At 72.2% G+C, this 237-nt stretch carries 1 protein-coding gene; it reads left to right on the top strand.

Annotation, left to right across the window (positions count from 1 at the left end; all coding sequences use genetic code 11):
* The coding region (locus tag ACSNOK_RS36135) for an EAL domain-containing protein (RefSeq protein ID WP_436784880.1) at positions 1-236 on the top strand (236 nt) is incomplete at its 5' end.
* Between the last annotated feature and the right edge of the window lies 1 nt (position 237).

Genomic DNA, 237 nt, shown 5'->3' with positions numbered 1-237 from the left:
CCTTCACCCTCGGCATGCAGCGGGACCCGGCCGACCCGGTGGACATCAAGATCGTGGAGGGGATCGTCTCGCTCGCCCACACGCTCGATCTGACGGTGACGGTGGAGGGCGTGGAGACGGGCCTGCAGGCCGAGCATCTGCGGGTCCTCGGCTGCGACACGGCCCAGGGCTGGTACTACGCCCGCCCCGGCCCGCCGGAGCGGCTCCACGCCCTGTCCCTGGTCGACGCGTCCTGAC

It is taken from the genome of Streptomyces sp. URMC 126 (assembly GCF_051386555.1).
Taxonomy (GTDB): domain Bacteria; phylum Actinomycetota; class Actinomycetes; order Streptomycetales; family Streptomycetaceae; genus Streptomyces.
The sequence above is the reverse complement of the archived record's forward strand: the minus strand, read 5'-3'. Positions and strand labels throughout refer to the sequence as shown.